The sequence below is a fragment of the Hymenobacter tenuis genome (genome assembly GCF_054780495.1).
Map to the genome: position 1 here is coordinate 356,510 of NZ_BAAGWF010000001.1, position 18,363 is coordinate 374,872.

Annotated in this window: 13 protein-coding genes and 1 tRNA gene; 5 read left to right on the forward strand and 9 right to left on the reverse strand. The window is 57.2% G+C overall.

Features of this window, described 5'->3' with window-relative positions; translation table 11 throughout:
* Positions 1 to 70 precede the first annotated feature (70 nt).
* A complete protein-coding gene (locus ACYVGU_RS01615) occupies positions 71 to 1,534 on the reverse strand; it encodes an FAD binding domain-containing protein (protein WP_460620627.1) in 1,464 nt (487 codons plus the stop codon).
* A gap of 280 nt (positions 1,535 to 1,814) precedes the next feature.
* Here ACYVGU_RS01615 and ACYVGU_RS01620 point away from each other — a divergent pair, with 280 nt between their 5' ends.
* Positions 1,815 to 2,753, forward strand: coding sequence for a hypothetical protein (locus tag ACYVGU_RS01620; protein ID WP_460620628.1), 939 nt, complete (start codon positions 1,815 to 1,817; stop codon positions 2,751 to 2,753).
* A gap of 83 nt (positions 2,754 to 2,836) precedes the next feature.
* Here the strand turns inward: ACYVGU_RS01620 and ACYVGU_RS01625 are convergent, their stop codons facing one another.
* Positions 2,837 to 3,430: an HD domain-containing protein gene (locus tag ACYVGU_RS01625; RefSeq protein WP_460620629.1), complete on the reverse strand. Its 594-nt coding sequence runs from the start codon at positions 3,428 to 3,430 to the stop codon at positions 2,837 to 2,839.
* Between the two features lie 105 nt (positions 3,431 to 3,535).
* On the opposite strand from ACYVGU_RS01625, the gene ACYVGU_RS01630 reads away from it, so the two are divergent.
* Positions 3,536 to 6,247 (forward strand): cyclic nucleotide-binding domain-containing protein, encoded by a 2,712-nt coding sequence (locus tag ACYVGU_RS01630; protein ID WP_460620630.1) that lies wholly within the window; start codon positions 3,536 to 3,538, stop codon positions 6,245 to 6,247.
* A gap of 66 nt (positions 6,248 to 6,313) precedes the next feature.
* Here the strand turns inward: ACYVGU_RS01630 and ACYVGU_RS01635 are convergent, their stop codons facing one another.
* From ACYVGU_RS01635 to ACYVGU_RS01650, 4 genes are all read right to left on the reverse strand, one after another.
* Positions 6,314 to 7,360, reverse strand: a complete 1,047-nt coding sequence (locus ACYVGU_RS01635; RefSeq protein ID WP_460612804.1) for an adenylate/guanylate cyclase domain-containing protein — start codon at positions 7,358 to 7,360, stop codon at positions 6,314 to 6,316.
* Positions 7,350 to 7,748 (reverse strand): response regulator, encoded by a 399-nt coding sequence (locus ACYVGU_RS01640; RefSeq protein ID WP_460621984.1) that lies wholly within the window; start codon positions 7,746 to 7,748, stop codon positions 7,350 to 7,352. The genes ACYVGU_RS01635 and ACYVGU_RS01640 overlap by 11 nt, the downstream gene beginning before the upstream one ends.
* A 91-nt stretch (positions 7,749 to 7,839) precedes the next feature.
* Complete coding sequence (locus ACYVGU_RS01645; RefSeq protein ID WP_460620632.1) at positions 7,840 to 9,231, reverse strand: ATP-binding protein; 1,392 nt, start codon at positions 9,229 to 9,231, stop codon at positions 7,840 to 7,842.
* A gap of 77 nt (positions 9,232 to 9,308) precedes the next feature.
* Positions 9,309 to 9,590 (reverse strand): hypothetical protein, encoded by a 282-nt coding sequence (locus ACYVGU_RS01650; RefSeq protein ID WP_460620633.1) that lies wholly within the window; start codon positions 9,588 to 9,590, stop codon positions 9,309 to 9,311.
* A gap of 238 nt (positions 9,591 to 9,828) precedes the next feature.
* On the opposite strand from ACYVGU_RS01650, the gene ACYVGU_RS01655 reads away from it, so the two are divergent.
* Positions 9,829 to 11,814: a peptidylprolyl isomerase gene (locus tag ACYVGU_RS01655; RefSeq protein ID WP_460620634.1), complete on the forward strand. Its 1,986-nt coding sequence runs from the start codon at positions 9,829 to 9,831 to the stop codon at positions 11,812 to 11,814.
* 96 nt (positions 11,815 to 11,910) lie between these two features.
* Here the strand turns inward: ACYVGU_RS01655 and ACYVGU_RS01660 are convergent, their stop codons facing one another.
* On the reverse strand, positions 11,911 to 12,252 hold the full coding sequence (locus ACYVGU_RS01660; protein WP_460612799.1) for a cupin domain-containing protein: 342 nt from the start codon (positions 12,250 to 12,252) through the stop codon (positions 11,911 to 11,913).
* 183 nt (positions 12,253 to 12,435) lie between these two features.
* Between ACYVGU_RS01660 and ACYVGU_RS01665 the strand changes: the two genes are divergently transcribed.
* Together ACYVGU_RS01665 and cysK are read left to right on the forward strand one after the other, a co-directional pair.
* Positions 12,436 to 13,272, forward strand: a complete 837-nt coding sequence (locus tag ACYVGU_RS01665; RefSeq protein WP_460612798.1) for a serine O-acetyltransferase — start codon at positions 12,436 to 12,438, stop codon at positions 13,270 to 13,272.
* A 77-nt stretch (positions 13,273 to 13,349) separates the two neighbouring features.
* Positions 13,350 to 14,273 (forward strand): PLP-dependent cysteine synthase family protein, encoded by a 924-nt coding sequence (gene cysK / locus ACYVGU_RS01670; protein ID WP_460620635.1) that lies wholly within the window; start codon positions 13,350 to 13,352, stop codon positions 14,271 to 14,273.
* 135 nt (positions 14,274 to 14,408) lie between these two features.
* On the opposite strand, the gene ACYVGU_RS01675 is transcribed toward cysK, so the two are convergent.
* A tRNA-Ala gene (locus tag ACYVGU_RS01675) sits at positions 14,409 to 14,482 on the reverse strand.
* 166 nt (positions 14,483 to 14,648) lie between these two features.
* Positions 14,649 to 18,134: a TonB-dependent receptor gene (locus ACYVGU_RS01680; RefSeq protein WP_460620636.1), complete on the reverse strand. Its 3,486-nt coding sequence runs from the start codon at positions 18,132 to 18,134 to the stop codon at positions 14,649 to 14,651.
* Positions 18,135 to 18,363: the final 229 nt, after the last annotated feature.

The window sequence follows — 18,363 nt, forward strand, 5'->3', positions numbered from 1 at the left end:
GGTAAGAGAGGGGAGAAGCAAAAGCGAGCGGTGCGTACTAGGCCTTTGATGACCAGCAACTGCCATGCACTTACTCCGGCACAACCTCGCCAAAGTGAGCCGTCAGGAGTTGGCGCAAGAGCAGCCGCTTGTACTGCTCGGTGCCCCGCACGTCGCTGATGGGGCTGATTTCCTGCTGGGCTAGCGTGAGGGCCTGCTGCACAGTTTCCAAAGAAAGCGGCTTTCCTACCAGGCTGGCGGCGGCGCGGCGCAGCAACAGCGGAACAGGCCCCACGCCGCCAGCCGAGAGGCGGGCCTGCTGTACTACCCCACCCGAGAGGCGCAACCAGGCCGCGGTGTTCACGCTGGCAATATCGAGGTGTGTACGCTTCGAGACTTTTTCGAAGTTGAACACATCACCGGGCTGGGGCGCGGCAAACCGAATGCTGAGCACCTGCTCATCGGGAGCTTTTGTCAGCTTCTTGTAGTCGAGATACAGCTCCGACAACGGCAGCATACGGCGTTGGCCCGAGGCGGCTTCCAGCTCAATTTCGGCTCCGAGCGCCAGGAACATAATGGTCAGGTCGCCGATGGGGGAGGCGTTGATGAAGTTGCCGGCCACGGTACCCATCTGGCGGATGGGCGTGCTGCTTACTAGCTTCAGGAAACGCGGCAACTCCGGCAGCACCCCCAGCATGATGGTTGATTCCATGAGCTGCTGGGCCGTAGTGGCAGCCCCCAAGATGATGGTGTCAGCTTCCCGACGAATGCCGCGCAGGTGGCGTTGGTCGTATACCAGCTCAACAGGAACGGCGCGTACCTGCTCGGGGCGCTGCACCAGCAAATCGGTGCCACCACCGAGTATTTGGGCCCGCACGGCCGCTGCGGCATCTAGGCCATTTGATGGGTTTGGGACTTGGGTAAGGCTAGTAGCTTCGGTGCCACCCGTTGCGGCAGCGGCCTCGGCGTTGCGCAGGGCCGCGAGCTTACTAGGTATGCCAGCGAAGTAAACCGGCACAAACCCCTGCTCCGCCAGCCACGATAAGGGCGAAACGGCGGGGCGCTGCTCTAGGTGCTGCTGCAACTGCGCCGCTGCCCGTTCCAGGCTTTTGTAGCCAGTGCAGCGGCAAATATTGCCATCAATGGAAGCTAGCACCGAGGCTGATGTACTAGGCTTTTCACTCAGGGCGTGCCCCGTCAACGACATCACGAAGCCTACCGTGCAAAAGCCGCACTGCGAGCCGCCTTCCGCCACAATGGCCTGCTGCACGGGCGTGAGGGCCGTGCGCGCCGCATTGATGCCCTCTACGGTTACCACATGCTTGCCGTGGGCATTACCAAGCGGCGTCAGGCAGGAGGTCATCGACTGGTACTGCACTACCTCGCCGCCAGGCGCCAACTCACCTACCAACACCGTACAGGCCCCACAATCGCCTTCACGGCACCCAATTTTGGTGCCCGTCAGGTGCTGGTTGTAGCGCACGAAATCGAGCAGAGTGCTGCCAGCTGGCTGGTCGGTGCGGATAAGTTGGTCGTTGAGGTAAAACTGAAGCATGGGGTGGCGGAAAAATCAGAAGCGGAAAGGAAAGTTACGGGAATTTAAGGTTTTGTCGCACCTATTTGCGCTTATCCGTACAGGGAGGTGGAAGGCGATTTCGGCGGTATTTGCTTAAGCAACAAGGCTGTAGGCAATGAGGCATGCGCTAGCCAATGCATTGGCTTAAACCCTTTGCGGCCAGCTGCCGGAGCCTCACCTACTACAGAGCTGCGCGGCTTTTTCTACTTTCGGCCTGGTTTTAGCCACGAGGCACCCTAGGCCTATTTCCTCTCCCCCTATGAAATCATTCTCCTCTCTTCGTGCTGCGCTTACCCTGCTGGCCGGGGCTGGCCTGCTGTTTACAGCGTCGTGCACCTCGCCCCGCGCTATTGTGAGCACCGGCAAAGTAACGCCCCGCGGCGAGTTCCGGGTGGGCGGCAACATGGCTTTTAGCGTGCCCACTGAAACCCTCAGCAAAACCGGCTCAGCGCTCCTGACGGCGGCCCGCGAAACGGCCAACAAGGATACCGTTCAGTACAACCAAACCATTGAAAAGCTGCAGATTGCGGCCTTGGCTTACGTGCTGGATCCGGTGCGCCCCAACTCCGACCTATACGTGCGCTACGGCCTCATTGAACGGCTGGATGTGGGCTATAAGTATGGGTTTGGCTCGCACATTTTCGATGCCATGTACCAGTTTATGGGCCCCACGGGCACGCCCGAAAACCCCGGCAGCCGCCAGGCGGGTACTACCTACGGCAGCATCGGGTTGCAGTTTGCCACCCAGCGCGCCAAGCTACCCAGCATTCCTTTCCTCGATAACGTAGCTGATTTCCTGGGCTTTCGGGCCAGCCGGCAGGATATTATTATCCCGCTCGTTTTCAGCCAATCACTAGGCGCTGAGGAGGAAATAGGGGCTATTTCGTACGGCGTAATGTATGCGCACAGCTTTTTCAAATACGGATTCCAGCCCACCAACCTCTACAATGGGCCCGGAAGTGGCTCGGTGAGCAGCAAAATTCCTTCGCTTCCATCGGCCAAAAACAACTTTGGCTCGTTTGGAGCCTTCTTCAATGCCAAGCTGGGCTACCGCTACGCCTACTTTATTCCGGCCCTCTCAGTGTACTATCAGAATTACGGCGAGTATCAGCTCCTGAACAACAAATCCACCAAGCTCAGCGGCCTCACGTTCATTCCGAGCCTAGGCGTACAGTTCCGTATCCCGGGCAGCCGCTAGGCACTTCTTGGCCTCAAACTGAAAGCCCTGCCACGTTTGTGGTAGGGCTTTTTTATTCCTTATTGCTCACCGCCCGGGGTGTACTAGCCTTCTGTGGTAAGCCAAGTCCGCAGCTCAGCCAAGCGTGCTTGCTTTTCAGCTTCGCGGCGGTGCAGGGCGCTAGCGGTCCAGTAGGAGTGAGCCTCCAGAAATTTCACTTGTATCTGGTTCCACGCGCGCTCATCGGCTACCATATTTCGCTGCCGCAGCTCCGCATATAGCGTCTGGCTGATGGGCCAGAAATCGGGGCGGCCCAGGTAGTCGAGGTCGGCGTCGCAGAGCAGTTGGGCCAGTACGGATGGGCCTGGGCTCTGGGGTACCTGCGTGGCCATAATCATCTGGCAGATAAGCGCCACGTGCGCTTCAGAAAAACCAAAGCCGGGCAGCACCTGCCGCACTATCTCGCAGCCACATGCCTCATGGCCTTGGTATGCGGTCAGGAAACCCACATCATGATACAATGCGGCTACACGCAGCAGCGCCAGGTCTTCGGGGTCGGAGATGCCTTCGGCCGCGGCCAATGACTGCGCCTGTTCCACTACATCGAGGGTGTGGTGCAGGCCGTGGTAGTACAGGGTAGGGGGCAAGTGCTGACGCAGCTGATCGAGCACGTACGCTTCGGCGCGTGGGCAGTCCATGGTGGGGTAGAGAGGAAATATCCGTCTCTAAGTACAGGAAAAATCCGGCTTCGTGCTGCTGCCCCTCCTATCTTGCAACTTCTCAGCACCAGCTTTCTTTCTCGAATGACATTACTTGCGCGTTGGCAGCAGCTACTAGGTATCCGGCCCGAAGAAGGCCGGACGGTGGGGCTGTTCTTTCTGCACAACTTTTTGCTTGGCATCGGCACCATTCTCGTGTACGTGTCGGCCAACGTTATCCTGCTCGAAAATAACCCTGAGCGCAACTTGCCGCTGGCCTATGGGGTAGCGGCGGTGCTGATGATGGTAGCGGGCAAAATATACGCGCACTTCGAGCACCACTTAGGGTTGCAGCGCGTGGCGGTGCGCGTGTTGCTGGCCGTGGTAGCGCTTACGGGCGTGCTTGGCGTGCTGGTGGCTGTTGGGCACTCGGTGGCGGCGGCCGTGGCTATTATGGCAGGCTACCGCGTCATTTATCTGCTCACCAACCTAGAGTTTTGGGGCGTGTCGGCGGTGGTGTTTGATGTGCGCCAAAGCCGCCGCTTGTTCAGCGTCATCAGCTCCGGCGATATGCCCGCCAAGGCTCTCGGCGCCGTGCTGGCCATCCTGATTCATCATCACACCGACTTGCTCTGGCTGTTGCTCACCGCATTTGGCGCCTACATTGGGGCTTTGCTGGTATTGCAGGCTACGGGCCGGTTGCACCTAGTGGAGGCTCGCTCGGCCGCCCGCGCCCTTCGCTCCGAAACGGTAGCGCCGGCTTTGCAGCGCTGGTTTGGGAGCAGCCGCCTGGTGCTATCCATGTGCCTGAGCATGCTGGCCGTAGCCGCCGTGAACACCGGCATCGAGTATACTTTCTTCGTGAATGTAAAGCAGCGCTTTCATGATCAGGCCCTCGTGATGCGCTACGTGGGCAATGTGCTGGTAATGACGTATTTACTGGCTCTCGTGTTCAAGTTGCTGCTCACGAGCCAAACGCTTGACCGTATCGGATTCCGCGGCACGCTACTAGCGTTGCCTGCCACCATATTAGTTGGGCTGGGCCTGTTTGGGGTGTTCCAGTACATTGGGGCCGATGACAGCTTGATGCTCCTGTATTTCTGCGGCCTGTTTCTGGCCTTGGAAATCCTGCGCCGCGCTGTGTTTGATCCGGTGTTTCTGGTGTTGTTTCAGCCCTTGCCGGCCCATGAGCGGCTGCAGGCCCACACGCTGGCCAAAGGCTTTTATGAGCCGCTGGGCATGGGCCTGGCCGGCGTACTGCTGTACGCCAGCCACAGCGTGCCTCAACTCAGCCAAGGCCTCACGTTTGCCTGGATGAGCCTGCTCATGCTGGTGGCGCTGGGCATGCTTTACCGCACCTACGGCCATTACCTGGCGGAGCTGCAACACGCCGTGAGCCGGCGCTTTGCCGGTCCGGATGAAATTTCGATGCCCTCCACCAACGGACATGCCCCCGGCCCAAACCCCACACCCGTACCTGATGCCGCCGCTATTCAGGCCTTAGTAGCAGACTTAGCCACCAAAAGCACCCGCAGCACGGCTACTAGTCACTTGCTCCAGCTCGGAGCGGCTGCTCTGCCTGCCCTTACTGAAACCCTAGGCACCAGCACCGACGAAGCCCAGCTCAGACGCGTGGCTTTGCTATGCGGGCATGTGCAGCACCCCCAAAGCCGCCAGGCCCTGGTAACGCTAGCTCAACGTCCCGAGCTGCTCCGGCGTGAAGCCGCTTTGCGGGCTCTGCGCAGTTTTGATCCGGCCCCTACTGATGCCGCGGTGTTTCAGGCCTTGGTGCAGGAGGAACTGCAGCGGGCTCAGCAGTTGCTGCAAGGGCAGGCCACTATCCCCGATGCGCGCCTGCAAGCCAGCCTTGAGTACGAGCTTACCCGCCTGCAGCAGCGCTTGTTTGGCTTGTTGTTGCAGCTATATCCGCCCCAGCTCATCGCCGATGCCCAGCGCGGGGTAGTGCACGCCGCGCGGGAGCGGCAGGCCAATGCGCTTGAAATTCTCGATAACCTGATTCCGCGGCCGGTGTACCAGGCCCTGCAAACGCTGTTGGAAATAGCCCCGGCATCTGAAAAAGCCCGGCGGTTTGCTGCGCTACTAGGTTCTGCGGGCAAGGCAACCCCCAGCATCGTGCACAGCATAGTAGAACAGGGTGAGCACACTTTCTCCGACTGGACTGTGAGCCTGGCCCTGAGCACGTGGCAGCCCACGCCCTACACCATTGAACTGGTACTACCCCATTTGCACAGCGCAAGCCGTCTGGTACGAGAAAGTGCGGTAGCTGCCCTCGAGCAGTTTGCGCACAATGCCCCTGAGCGCTACCAAAACCTGTTGGCCGCTCACCCCTCGTTATTATCCTTGCTTATGAGCCACCACGCCACCACGTCCTTTTTGCCGGCTACGGAGCTGGTACAGCTTCTCAAAAACACTGCCCTGTTCTCTGCTACCCCCGAAAACGTGCTTAGCAGCATTGTGCCCATCATGAAGGAGGTGGAGTTTGAGGATGGCCAGCAGATTTTTGCCAAAGGCGACCTGGGTACTTCACTTTTCATTGTGCACCAGGGCGAGGTGGGCATTTTCACCGGCAGTCAGCAGCTAGCTACTTTCCGGCCCGGCGACTTCTTTGGTGAATTGGCCCTTCTGGATGCCGAGCCTCGTTCGGCTACGGCCATTGCCCAAGGCCGGGTGGTAGCGTTCCGCCTCGATCAGGAAGACTTTTATGATGTGATGGAAGAGCGCAGTGAAGTATTGCGCAACATTCTGCGCGTGCTTTGCCAGCGCTTGCGCCGCCAGAACGAGAAAATGCAGGCCTAATAAAACAGCCGAGGGTTTACTAGCCCCAGTGTGCTAGTAAACCCTCGGCCGCCTAGGTATATCTGGCTAGGCTACTACCTCGTAAATCATGACGGGCTGCACCTTGTTCTTGAGGGTAACTTCTTTGATGGGCTTGCACTGAAACGACTCTTTCAGCCGCTGATAGGTAGCCTCGGTAATGATAATCTGGCCAGGAGACGCCACGGACTGCAGGCGCTGGCTGATGTTTACATTATCCCCGATAACGGTGTAATCGAGGCGCTTCAGCGAGGCGGACCCAATGTTGCCCGATACCATTTCGCCGGTGTTGATGCCAATGCTGACCTCGGGCTGGTAGGGCTTGCCATTCGGTAAGGTGCTTTGGTTGGCTTGCACCACCGTGCGCACGGCCAGCGCCGCATCCACGGCGCGGTCGAGGTGGTATTCGCCCCGGAACACGGCCATCACGGCGTCGCCCATAAATTTATCTACGTAGCCGCCTTGCGCAATAATCTCCTTCACCATCTGGTCGAAGTAAGTGTTGAGCATGGTTACCACATCAGCAGGGGGTAGTACTTCCGACAGCGACGTGAAGCCGCAGATATCAATGAATACCACCGTAGCCTCTACGGTTTCGCTGGCCATGAGCTGGTTTTCAAAGCCGGGCTTGCCCACAAAATTGAGTACGGTTTCATCCACGTACATTTTCAGGATGTTGTTTTCCTGAATGGCCCGTAGGGTTTCTCGCAGCTGCTTTACGTGCGCCGCCGTTTTGTCCATGGTCACTTCCAGGTCCTGAAAGTCCACGGGTTTGGTCACGAAATCGAAGGCGCCGCGGTTCATGGCCGTCCGGATGTTCTGCATGTCGCCGTAGGCGGATACCATCACCGTTTTCAGCACTGGGTTCACTTCCTGCAGCTTGGTCAGCAACGTCAGGCCATCCATCACCGGCATGTTGATGTCGGACAGAATAATATCCAGATCGGGATGCGCCTGCACGGAATCCAGGGCCTCTTGGCCGTTGTGGGCGAAGGTAAACTCGTAGTTTCCCTCCCGAATTTTGCGGCGGAATTTCTGCTTGATGAGCAGCTCTAAATCTGCCTCATCGTCTACAACCAGAATTTTAGTTTTCATGGTGGGCTAGCGAGATGAGTTTTTCTTTGAGGGCGGCAAAGTCCACGGGCTTGGTTAGGAAATCGTTGGCTCCCAGCTCCAGGGCTTCGTTTCGGCTATCGTCGTCGCCATAGGCCGTAATCATCATAACCAGCGGAGCCGCCGGAGGGGGCGGGGCCAGGTATTCCTTCTTGATCTGCTTGAGCAGCTCCAGGCCGCTCATGCCGGGCATGTTGATATCGGACAGAATCAGGACGACTTCGGAGGCATGATCGTGCAGGTAAGCCAAAGCCTCCTCACCCGAATACGCAAACGTGAACGAGAACTCGCCGCTGCGGATTTCGCGCCGGAAGCGTTGCTCGAACAGGGTGCGTACGTCCATTTCGTCGTCAACAACCAGTATTTTCATCATGAACTAAGGCTGCCGAAGCAGACAATGAGAGAAGTAAACATGAAAGACGGCAAAAAGCAGCAACTGGCTGTGTAGGATACTACAACAGTTACTTCGCTTTTTCGCCGCGGGGTAGGGTAATAATAAACTCCGTGCTTTCTCCTTCTACCGTTTCCACCTCCAGCGTGCCGCCGTGGCCCTTCGTGACGATGTCGTAGCTGAGCGAGAGGCCCAGGCCCGTGCCTTCGCCGGTGGGTTTGGTAGTAAAGAAAGGCTGAAATATTTTTTCGACCAGAGCTTCGGGAATGCCCGTGCCGTTGTCGCGGACCCGCACCTGCACTTCATCAGAAGGCAGGCACCGGGTAGTTACCGTTACAGTAGGAGTGTAGTTAGGCAGTTTCAGGGCCTGCTTTTTCTGCACAGCGTAAAAAGCATTCGTGAACAGGTTCAGCAGCACGCGGCCTAAGTCCTGCGAAATGGCCTCGATGGAGCCTGTCCGCTCATCCAGATCGGTAATGAGGGTAGCGTTGAAGGTTTTGTCTTTGGCGCGCAGGCCGTGGTAAGCTAGGCGCAGGTATTCGTCGGCCAGCAGGTTCAGGTCAGTAGATTGCCGCTCGCCGTTGCTGGCCCGGCTGTGCTCTAGCATACCGCGCACAATGCTGGCCGCCCGCTGCCCGTGGTGCGTGATCTTCTGCAGGTTCTGCTTTAAGTCATTAAGCAAATCGGCTTCTAGGGCAGGGTCACGGTCGGGGTTGTTCTGCTCTTCTTCCAGCTCCGTCACCAGCTCCGTACTCACATCCGAGAAGTTGGTAACGAAGTTGAGCGGGTTCTGAATTTCGTGGGCAATGCCGGCCGTAAGCTCACCAAGGCTGGCCATCTTTTCGGCCTGAATAAGTTGAGCCTGGGTGGTTTTTAGCTCTGTCAGGGCGTGGCGCAGTTCCTCGGCCTGCTGGGTAAGCGTGGCCGTGCGCTCGGCAACAAGTCGTTCCAGCTCGGCATTCTGGGCCTCAATCAGGCGCTTGGCTTTTTCATCTTCTTCGCGGGCGACACGTTCTTTTTCCAGGTTTTTCTTTTGACTGCGAGCAATCAGCAGGAAGGTAAACAACCAGATAAAGGCAAACCCTTTGGAGTTTTCCAGCGAGTCATCGTACTCTTTCAGCAGACTGGCGCCGCCCAAGGCTATCAGGAGCTCAACGAGAGAGTAGAGCACAAACGGAGCCACTGCCAGCAAGAGGGTGCGGGCCGGCCGGTAATCGCGCACTTGGAACAAGACAAGGACCACGGTTCCCAGCACAAAAAGCATGTAGAGCTCATCCAGCTGATCGGACTTCCATTGGATGGCTCGTGCCACCACAAACAGGAGCAGGCCCGGAAGCCATAGCCAGTTGAGCAGCCGATTTTGTACAGGTAAGCGTGTTGGTAAATCCAGAAACCGGCGCAATCCTCGTACGATGAGCAAGGCTACTCCCACACTGAGCAATACATCGGCATTAAGATTCATGGGTGAAGCAAGTGAAGGAGGCAGAGGGGGTTAAGAGCGGCGGCGGAGAAAAGCTTCAGCTTCCTGAAGAAGCAAAATCAGTTGGGTTTGGAAGGGGATTTGTCATCGGAGGAGAAAAGGCGGGGCAGGGGCACTTTCAGAATCAGCACCGGATTGCTGGTGGTGCGTGGGCGGCTGCGTTCCGTAATGGTTTTCACCTTTCCTTTCTCTTTAGAGCTCAAGATGCCCACATATTCCCCGATGAGGCCAACCACCGTGGGTAACGTCAGGTGCACCGTCAGCTCTTTCTGAGTGCTAACCGGAGCAGCTTGCCCAGTGCGGCTTTGTGCCTGGCTACTCAGGGTAACGAGAAGCAGCACAGCAGACAATAAACCTAATTTGACACCCGACATCGATACTATAATTACTGCTGTAAATATGCCACTATAAACTAGTATCCCTATATCTGCCGCTGGCTTTTTGCTTTCCGGGCCGGCTTTAGTTCCGTCAGTACAGATGAGTTCTATTTCTGCTAGGCTCTTTTCGAGCTGAAACCGCCGCAAACTGCCCGGCGGCTAGGGCGAAAACTTGCCGAAACCCTCCTACCTTGGGGCTACTATGATGTACTCAGCCCTGTATCGGGCGGCCGTGCTACCGGCTGCTTTCAGTTGTCTGTTAATGGCTAGCTGCACGCCCCGGCCTAGTGCCACTAGGGTGGCTGTGGCACCCAACCGCTTTGCCGCCGACTCGGTGCTGCGGCGCATTGCCACCAGCCAGGATGAGCGCCGTACGGGCGTGCTGCTGTTGTATCTCACGAATTCCAACACGGCCTACCGGCAGGCAGCTGCCGAAGCCCTAGCCTCCGTGCAGGACAAAACCGCCACGCCCTCGTTGCTCACGCGCCTACAAGATCCGGAGCCAAGTGTGCGCCGGGCCGCCGCCTATGCCCTAGGCCAAACTGCCGATTCAACAGCCGAAGCCGGCCTAACGCAGCGCATCAGCACCGACCCCGACGCTGTAGTGCGGCGCTATGTGCTGGAGGCATTGGGGCGTTGCACCTCGCGGGCGGGGCTAGTAACGCTCACGCGCCTGCCTGCCCCGTTGGCTTCTGATACGGCCGCCCTGAGCGGACAAGCGTGGGGGCTCTATCGGGCTGGGTTGCGTGGCCTTACCTCCGAGGCCGCTGTAGTGCGCCTGGTGCAGCTGCTAGGCCGCGACAAGCCCGTAACCGCCCGGTTGGCCGCCGCCAATGCCCTAGCGCGTACGCGCGGGCTCAATCTGGCTCCTTACGTTCCGGCTATAAGCGCGGCAGCGCAGCATGATCCGCATTATGCCGTGCGAAGCGGTGCCACCTCAGCCCTCAGCAAAGCCGCCACCGACCCTACTGTGCCGGCCATATTAGCTACCTTAGCCCGCCGCGACCCAGATTATCGGGTACGTGTAAGCGCGTTGCGAGCCCTGAGTGCCCCCATGTACGCACCCGTAAAAGAGGCCGCCTGGGATGCCCTGACTGATGCCAATGCTCAGGTGGCCTTATCAGCGGCTGAGTTTTTTCTGGCTCACGCCACTAACGAGCCCGGAACCTTATTTCTGGAGAAAGCCAACCGCTTGGATCAATGGCGCGTGCGGGCCACGCTACTAGCTGCCGCTCTGCGCCAAACCGGTCCGGAGCGTCCCGCCATTCAGCGTGCTGTGCAGGAGCGCTACGCCGCGGCCACTAGCCCCTACGAAAAGGGGTACCTGCTGAAAGCCCTGGGCGAAGACCCCGCCGCCTTCAATTTTGTGCAGCAGGCCACGTTCGCGCCCAACCAATCGGTAGTAATTGGTACGTATGGCATGGAAGCCTTGGTAGCTATGCGCCACCAGTCAGGCTTTCCTGCTACCCTACAAGATGACTTTGCCCTGACCTTGCGACGCGGTGTGTTGAGTGGCGATGTGGCCCTCATGGGTACGGCCGCTGAAGCCATCCGGGACCCCAAGCTGGACTTGCGCCGGGTACTATCCAACCCCGATTTCCTGCTGCAAGCCCGCGACCGGTTGACCCTCCCGCGCGACCTAGAGGCGTGGCTTTCGCTGCAGCAAACGATTGATTTCCTGCAGAACCGCCCCGCTACGGCCGCGCCCATTGCCAAAGCCGCCACGCACCCTATTGATTGGGGAGTTGTGAACACCATCCCGGCCGGGCAGCGTGTGGCCGTGCGCACATCCAAAGGCGACGTAGTAATGCAGTTGCTGGTGGAGCAGGCACCAGGCTCCGTCGCCAGCTTTGTGGAGCTGCTGCGAAAAGGCTTTTACGACGGCAAAAACTTCCACCGTGTGGTTCCCAACTTTGTAGCCCAAGGCGGCTGCCCCCGTGGCGACGGCTGGGGCAGTTCCGACTACAACCTCCGCTCCGAGTTTGCCGATTTGCGCTACGGCGAAGGCGCCGTGGGGCTAGCCTCAGCGGGCAAGGATACCGAAAGCTGCCAGTGGTTTATCACGCACGCCCCCACGCCCCACCTCGACGGCCGCTACACCATCTTCGCGCAGGTAGTGCAAGGCATGGATGTAGTCAGCCGCCTCGATATTGGCGACCGGATTGAGAAAGTAGAGCTCATAAACTGATGTGCTGATACCAGTACTTGGAGAAAGCTTCGCCCACCAAAAAGCCCCGACTACATGTGTGCAGCCGGGGCTTTTTGTAGAGCATGTAAAAGCGGATTACTCTTCGTCGCGGCCGTGGGCCTGCGCGGGTGGGGTAGTGGCTTCTACTGCCGAAAAGGCTTCCAGTATTTTATAGGTGTGCGAGGCCCCCTTGGGCACCACCCAGGAGTTACCGGGTTCTAGCACAACCATCTGGCCTTCAATGTGCAGCTCGGCACGGCCTTTTAGTACGTAGCCCACGGTTTCGTATGGCCGTGAAGAAGGCTCTTTTGCTTCACTAGGTTGCTCATCTTCCCAGAGGCGCATGGCCACATGTACGCCCGAGGCTAGGTATTTTTCGCCATCGGTGCCGGTAGGGGAGAAGCGGGAATCAACTTTGGTGATGGTGGTATCAGCCATGAGATAAGTGAGTAAGGTGAAATACTAGTAATTCTCCAACCTAACGCGGTCCAGCTACAGGAGGTTGCTATTGGTGTTCAGGCAAACCTTACTTTCGCTGGGTGGTTAAGAAAAGTCGCCGACGGCTTATCTTCCACTTGTTGGCAGTTAAACGCAGGCCTTGGCCTTTTTTGTAGTGTAGTTATGCTTTCTCTTGATCAGGAGTTCCTACAGGAACTAGCCGAAGCGCATCGGCTAACGGCCGCTCCACTGCCGGCCGCAGCCTTTTGCCAACTGGCCGAAGACCTGCTAGATCTGCTGTTCCCGGAGCGCTCCGTGCGCCCCCTCCGCGACTCCGATGCAGTAGCCGCTACCCTGCGCCAGTTGCAAGATGACTTGACGGTTTTGCTGCGGGCAGTGCCTACGCCTCAGCCGGCGCCGGAGTTAGCCAGCGCCCTCATGGCCGGGCTCCCGTTACTGCGCGCAATGCTGCTGCAAGATGCCGCCGCTATTGTTGAGGCGGATCCTGCGGCTCAGGGCATGGCAGAGGTGGTAGGTACTTACCCGGGTTTCTATGCTATAGCCATGCACCGCTTTGCCCACGGCCTGCACCAGCGGGGCGTGCCGCGGGTGCCACGCATCCTGAGCGAATACGCGCACCAGCGCACCGGTATCGACATCCATCCGGGCGCACGTATTGGTCCTTCCTTTTGCATTGACCACGGAACCGGCCTAGTAATTGGCGAAACGTGCGTAATTGGCTCTCACGTCAAGATTTTTCAGGGCGTAACACTAGGTGCCCTTAGCGTGGCAAAGCACCTGCAGGGCATCAAGCGGCACCCCACCATCGAGGACCATGTGGTGATTTACGCCGGAGCCACTATTTTGGGCGGCAGTACCACGGTGGGCAGCCACAGCATCATCGGGGGCAATGTGTGGCTTACCGAGAGCGTGCCTTCGCACTCCCGCATCTACCATCGCGCCCAGATTCACGTTACCCGCACTCAGGACCCCACCGAGGACATCATGTTTTCCATCTGAGCAGTGAGCTACAGCTCGTCTTCGGGCCTGCCTGCTGCTTCTTTGCCTATTGATCATTCATTCATTTACTCAACCTAATGAAAGCCAACTCCATTCTCGATACCATCGGCAACACGCCTCTGCTACGCATTAATAAGCTGTTTGCTCATCGCCCCGATGTAGAAGTGTGGGTAAAGCTGGAGCGCGCCAACCCCGGCGGCAGCATCAAAGACCGCATCGCCTTGAGCATGATTGAGCAAGCCGAGCGGGATGGTATTCTGACGCCTGATAGCCTGATTGTGGAGCCTACCTCCGGCAACACGGGGGTAGGGCTAGCCATGGTGGCCGCTGTAAAAGGCTATAAGCTTACTTTGGTAATGCCCGAAAGCATGAGCATTGAGCGCCGCCGCCTTATGGCCGCCTACGGTGCGAACCTGGAGCTGACGCCCCGCGAGAAAGGAATGAAAGGCGCCATTGAGAAAGCCAACGAACTAGTGCGCGACACGCCCGGCGCCTGGATGCCGATGCAGTTCTCCAACCCAGCCAACATCAAAGTACACGCCGAAACCACCGCCCAGGAAATTTTGCGCGATGCTCCGGAGGGTGGCTTCGATTATCATATTACCGGCGTGGGCACCGGCGGCCACATTACAGCCGTAACGGAGCAGCTAAAGCCTCACTTCCCGAATATGAAGACGTTTGCCGTAGAGCCGGAGCTTTCGCCGGTAATCAGCGGTGGCGCTCCTGGCCCGCACCCCATCCAAGGTATTGGCGCCGGCTTTATTCCGGAAAACCTCCACACCGAGGTGCTGGATGGTACCATTCAGGTAAGCCAGCAAGAGGCGTTTGAATATGCTCGTCGGGCTGCTCGTGAAGAGGGTATCTTCATGGGCGTGTCGTCGGGCGCTTCGTTGGCCGCAGTAGCCAAAAAACTGAGCGAGGTGCCCCAGGGCGCCCGTATTCTCACTTTCTGCTACGACACCGGCGAGCGTTACTTGTCAGTGGAAGGCCTGTTCGTGTAAGTACTAGGCTAGTAACTCAAGCAAAGTGCCCGTACTGGCTAGCCGGTACGGGCACTTTGCTTTTTACCGCGGGCGTCGAAACCCCTTGGCAACAAAAAAAGCCCAACCGGTAGGTTGGGCTTTTGAGTACGGGAGTGGAGAATATCGGAGTCGAACCGATGACCTCTTGCATGCCATGCAAGCGCTCTAGCCAGCTGAGCTAATCCCCCGTTTTGTAGTTCCATCCGCCGGTTGCGTTTGGTGTGACAAAAGTACGGTGCCTTTTCGAATCTGCAAGTCTTGAAGGTAAAAAAGTAGAAAATAATTGCGCGTATGGAACTAAAAAAAGGGGTTGACGCTAGCGTCAACCCCTTTTTGCAAAGCTAAACCGTTGGCTTAGTTGAAGATGTAGCGCAGGCCAATCTGTCCCTGCCAACGCGAACCAATTCCGCCGGTATCATCGCGGAAGGTTTTGCTGAGCGGAACACCCGGTGTTACCGTGGTGGTGCCGTTCACCGTCCGAGAGGAGGGGTTCGTCAGGTAGCGGTACTCAAAAACAGGCTGGCTATCAGCGTTGTAACCAGCAAAGGTCAGTGGGTTCACGCGGTTGGCCGTCTGGAAAGTACCCCAGTCGCTGTTGATCAGGTTGCCAACGTTGAAGATGTCGATGCTTACCTGCAGGCTATGACGATTCTCACCGATGTTAGTGAATATATCTTGCAGCAAGCGTACGTCGAGGCGGTTCTGCCAGGGGCGTACGGCACCGTTACGCTCCGCGTATTGGCCGCGGCGGGAACTTAGGTACTTGTCCTGGTTGATGTACGCGTCCAGGTCAGCCCACTGCTGAGCTGCGGTATAGCGGCCACCGCCCTGAGCAGCTGTCAAGTTAATGTCGCGCAGGTTGATTTCGCTCTGCGTGCGGGGTACGTACATTAGGTCGTTCGACGTCTGGTTGTCGCCGTTCATGTCGCCGGAGTACACATACGAGAAACGGCCGGCAGGAGCAGCTTCAAAGAACAGCGAAAGGGTAGTGCCTAAGTGGCCCAGGTACTCCTTGCGGTACGATGCCGAACCGATGATGCGATGCTGCTGCAGGAAGTTAGAATAGCTCAGCGCTTCTGCGTTCGGGTCGCCGGATACGGCACGGTCACGCCAGATAGATTGAGCAATCGAGCCGCCATCATTTACCGAACGCGAATCAGAGTACGTATAGGCAGCGCTCAGGTACAAGCCAGCATCGAATGACTTCTGCAGCTGGCCTGTCACGGCGTACGAATAGCCTTTGTTCGTGTTTTTCATCAGGATAGCATCACTGATGTTCGGATTAGTAGCAGAAGCACCGCCACGGCCCGCGTAAATCTGGTAGTTACGGGTAGTAGCCGCCAGACCGTTCGTTATCACCACTGGGTTGTTAACGGTGTAGAAAATAGGCCGGGTATCAGCGCCGCTAGCGCGGTTGTAAGGAGACTCCTCGCTGCCGGGCAGGTTCACGTTCTGGTGATACACCGCATTCAGGTCGCGGGTATAGAAGGCTTCCAGCGTACCGATGATGCCACCAGGTAGTTGCTGGTCGATAGCCAGGTTGGTGCGCCACACCTGCGGGAATTTGAAGTCCTTGTCGGTAACAGCCAAATTGTAAGCCGTATTGGCGCTAGCATTCTCCGGACGGTAGGCATCTACACTGGGGTCGAAGTACGATGGAGTGCCCGTTACGGGGTTCGCAGTAGCCGAGCCGCTCAGGCTGTACGAGCCGAACTGCACACCGTTATTGCTAGCTTGGTTCGAAAGCCAAACGAAGGGTACCCGGCCGGTAAAGATACCCGTACCGCCTCGTAGCTGAGTCTTCTTGTCGTCGTTTACATCCCAGTTGAAACCAACGCGGGGCGAGAACAGAACCTGCTTTTTGGGTACAGCGCCGGTGTTGATCTTCACTCCATCGCGGAAGGTCAGGTTGGCCGCAGCCGTGTTCTGTGTCAGGTCTGAAGTCAGGAACGGAAGGTCAGCCCGCACCCCGTAGGTTACACGCAGGTTGTTACGCGGCGACCATTCATCCTGGGCATACAAGCCAAGCTGGGCTGCTTCAATGTCGGCGAAGGGGAAGGCGCCGCCAGGAATAGCAGAGTACTGCAGGTTGTAGCGAGCTGGGCCCGGACGCGTCTCGCCAGGAGCTAGTGCAGTCAGTGAGCCCGAAGTCCGGTCGTAGTTGAACCCAGCGGAAGCGTAGAAATCCTCCAGCGAGTTGAACGAGTAGTTACCGTAGTAGTTCGGCGCAAAGCCGTTCCGGAACTTGTAATATTCATTGTAGGTACCAACTGTTACGTTGTGCTTACCGAGGTAAGCCGTGAAGTTGTCACCAATCTGGTAAACGTCTGAGTTCAGAATGTTGAAAGCCGAGAAAGGCTCGTAACCAAATGAAGTCAGCGAGTTAGAGGCGTTAATGCCATTTAGGCCGGCGCCCGTGCTACGTCCAATGCTGGTTCCAATATCAACCAGCGGGAAAATACCGCCGCTGCTTTCACGGTAATCGCGGAAAGCCGAGTAACCTGCCGTCAGGTTGTTGCTGTACTTACCACCACCTAAGGTGCTGTTCAGTTCAGCAATAAACGAGTTGAGGTTGTTATTGATAGTGTAGTAAGACGACGAGAATGGCAAGCCAAACTGCGACTGGGAACGCTGATTATTGATAGCTCCCGAGGTGCTTGGTGGAATATCCGCGTACGACTTTAGGTAGTTGTACTTGATGTTGAAGCGATGATTCTGGTTGATGTTCCAGTCAAGCTTCACCGTCGCCTTGTCACTGTTTGAACGCAGCTGATAGTTCTCGTAAGCGCCAGCATTGTAGCCATACTGCTGCTGCAAGAAGTTGCTCAGAATGTCCAGTTCACGTGCCGAAGCTTGTGACGTCTGGGAGCCAGCTACTGGTGGCGTCTCAGAGCGGTTGGCCGTGAAGTTACCAGTCGGCGGGTCGTTACGACGCTCGCGCTCGGCATTCACGAAAAAGAACAGTTTGTCCTTGATGATAGGACCACCTACCCTGAAACCTTCGTTATGCAACCGGAAGTCAGGGTAGTCCTGCTTGAAGTCGCCTACTTTGCTACCTACAAAGTTCTGGTCGCGGTAGAAGCCGTAGAGCGAGCCCGATACTTTGTTGCTACCGGAGCGAGTCACTACGTTAATGCCAGCACCCGTGAACGAGCCCTGGCGTACGTCGAAGGGCGCAATGCTCACCTGAATCTGGTCGATGGCATCCAGCGAAATGGGCTGTGCACCAGCTTGGCCGCCTACCGTTGATTGCAGGCCGAAGGCGTTGTTGAAAATGGCGCCATCAACGGTAATGTTGTTGAAGCCACTGTTGCGGCCACCAAAGCTTTGGCCATTGGCCTGGGGCGTAAGGCGGGTAAAATCGTTCAGCGAACGGTTCAGCGTAGGCAGGCGCTCAATCTGCTCGCGCTGTACTGTCGTTGCCGCACCGGTTCGGCCAGCGTTGATAATAGGGTCCTGACGGCCGCTTACTACCACCTCACCCAGTACCTGTTCTGATTCGCTCAGGTTAATGTCCAGACGCTGGTTCTGGCCTAGGCTTAGGGAAATATTTTCCCGCACCGCTTCCTTGTAACCTACGAAGGTTACCCGTACCGTGTAGGGTCCCCCTACACGCATGTTTTGCAGGTTGAAGCGACCTTCTGAGTTGGTAGGCGCTACGTACTGCGTGTTGGTAGGCGTGTGCACCGCAATAACTGTCGCACCGGGCAGGCCTTCGCCAGCTTTGTCGGTGATGACACCGTTCATTGCTGCTGTGGTAGTACCCTGTGCCCAGCTTACGTGTGCTGCCAAAACAGCCAGCGGCACCAGAGCTACAGAAGCGTAAAGATTGCGTTTCATAAAGGGGGATTGGTGAAAATCGACTGCAAAATTAAGGCACTGCTTTCAGGACCAATGTTATTAAAATGTTATTAATAATTGACTGGATAGAGATTAGTACTATTATAATTATTGCGAGGGTATATCTAATATGCTTGATATTGTTAAGGAGCTAAGTAGGAGATAAACAACATAAAAAAGCGGGCGGAGATATTCTCCGCCCGCTTTCGGGGTTGCACTAAAGCAAGTT

Bases quoted from the DNA above. Each gene is read 5' to 3' on its own strand.
- ACYVGU_RS01615 (WP_460620627.1), bottom strand. From the start codon at position 1,534: ATGCTTCAGTTTTACCTCAACGACCAACTTATCCGCACCGACCAGCCA.
- ACYVGU_RS01620 (WP_460620628.1), top strand. From the start codon at position 1,815: ATGAAATCATTCTCCTCTCTTCGTGCTGCGCTTACCCTGCTGGCCGGG.
- ACYVGU_RS01625 (WP_460620629.1), bottom strand. From the start codon at position 3,430: ATGGACTGCCCACGCGCCGAAGCGTACGTGCTCGATCAGCTGCGTCAG.
- ACYVGU_RS01630 (WP_460620630.1), top strand. From the start codon at position 3,536: ATGACATTACTTGCGCGTTGGCAGCAGCTACTAGGTATCCGGCCCGAA.
- ACYVGU_RS01635 (WP_460612804.1), bottom strand. From the start codon at position 7,360: ATGAAAACTAAAATTCTGGTTGTAGACGATGAGGCAGATTTAGAGCTG.
- ACYVGU_RS01640 (WP_460621984.1), bottom strand. From the start codon at position 7,748: ATGAAAATACTGGTTGTTGACGACGAAATGGACGTACGCACCCTGTTC.
- ACYVGU_RS01645 (WP_460620632.1), bottom strand. From the start codon at position 9,231: ATGAATCTTAATGCCGATGTATTGCTCAGTGTGGGAGTAGCCTTGCTC.
- ACYVGU_RS01655 (WP_460620634.1), top strand. From the start codon at position 9,829: ATGATGTACTCAGCCCTGTATCGGGCGGCCGTGCTACCGGCTGCTTTC.
- ACYVGU_RS01660 (WP_460612799.1), bottom strand. From the start codon at position 12,252: ATGGCTGATACCACCATCACCAAAGTTGATTCCCGCTTCTCCCCTACC.
- ACYVGU_RS01665 (WP_460612798.1), top strand. From the start codon at position 12,436: ATGCTTTCTCTTGATCAGGAGTTCCTACAGGAACTAGCCGAAGCGCAT.
- cysK (WP_460620635.1), top strand. From the start codon at position 13,350: ATGAAAGCCAACTCCATTCTCGATACCATCGGCAACACGCCTCTGCTA.
- ACYVGU_RS01680 (WP_460620636.1), bottom strand. From the start codon at position 18,134: ATGAAACGCAATCTTTACGCTTCTGTAGCTCTGGTGCCGCTGGCTGTT.